The organism is Streptomyces sp. MK37H (genome assembly GCF_018035285.1).
GTDB classification, from domain to species: domain Bacteria; phylum Actinomycetota; class Actinomycetes; order Streptomycetales; family Streptomycetaceae; genus Streptomyces; species Streptomyces endocoffeicus.
In genome coordinates this window covers 1-1263 of the sequence record NZ_JAAAYH010000874.1, presented here as the reverse complement: position 1 = coordinate 1263, position 1263 = coordinate 1, and the positions used below count along the sequence as shown (strand labels likewise).

Here is a 1263-nt window from a genome sequence, read left to right as displayed (position 1 = left end):
CCCGGGGGTGCCGTACGGGTCCGTGGCGCCAGGGTTCAGTCCTTGTAGGTGTCCTGGACCTTGATCTGACCGTCGATGATCTTCTTCTTGGCCGCCTCGATCTTCGGCTTGATGTCGTTGATGAAGCCGCCGGAGTAGGAGAGGGAGACGCCGCCGCGCTTGAGGTCGTAGGTCTGGACGCCGCTCTCGGGCTTCTTGTCCTTCACGACGCTCTTGATGAAGTCGTAGACCGAGCCGTCCACGGTCTTGACCATGGAGGTCAGGATCGTGTTCTTGTACTGGGCCAGGCCCTTGTCGTAGTACTGGTCGCCGTCGACGCCGATCGACCAGGTGCCCTTCTTACCGGCGGTCGCCTCGATGGCGCCCGCGCCGGAGCCGCCGGCCGCGGAGAAGATCACGTCGACCTTGTTGGAGAGCATGCCCTCGGCGATGTCCTTGCCGCGGTCCGGCATGCCGAAGCCCTTGGGCGAACCGACCTGCACCCACTGGACGTCCAGGGACGCCTTGGGGTTGGTGTCCTTCAGGCCCTGCTGGAAGCCGCCCGCGAACTTCTTGATCAGCGCGCTGTCGGTGCCGCCGATGAAGCCGACCTTGTTGGACTTGGTCTTCAGCCCCGCCGCCACGCCGGCGAGGTAGGAGCCCTCGTGCTCGGCGGAGACCAGGCTGGCCACGTTCTTGGCGTCGACGACCGAGTCGACGATGGCGAAGTCGGTGTCCTTGTACTTCTTGGCGGCCTTGGTGAGCGAGGGGGTCCACGCGTAGCCGACGCCCACCACGGGGTTGTAGCCCGCCTCGGCGAGGCTCGCCAGCTTGTCGTAGCGGTCGGCGTCCGTGTCGCCGTCCTTCGCCGTCAGTTCCTTGCCCTTGACGTCGAAGTCCTTCAGGGCCTTGTCATAGCCCTTGGCGGCGGAGTCGTTGAAGGAGTGGTCACCGCGGCCGCCCACGTCGTAGGCCAGGCCGACACCGGCGTCCTTGCTTCCCTCTTCGGAACTGCTGCCACACGCGGTGACGGAGAATGCGAGAGCCGCGGTGGCAATGCCCGCGACAGCTATCGTGGATACCCGGCGCACGAGGGTCCCCTCTGATGATCTCGAAGCGCCCCTTGCGGCGCTGGTTCCGCCGCATCGTAACGCGCGTAGATGCCAGATAAAGGCCCCTTAGGAAGCCGTTATCGGATCGTCGCGAACCTCTTGTGTCCGGGAGGTCTACGCAACGTTTCGGGCGGGCAAAACGGGCGCGGTTGCGCCCGATATGTCCCCGTAT

Annotated in this window: 1 protein-coding gene; it reads right to left on the bottom strand. The window is 65.2% G+C overall.

Translation table 11 applies throughout. The annotated features are described in order from the left end of the window. Positions 1–35 precede the first annotated feature (35 nt). On the bottom strand, positions 36–1070 hold the full coding sequence (locus tag GWI24_RS44540) for a BMP family protein (RefSeq protein ID WP_210951687.1): 1035 nt from the start codon (positions 1068–1070) through the stop codon (positions 36–38). Positions 1071–1263: the final 193 nt, after the last annotated feature.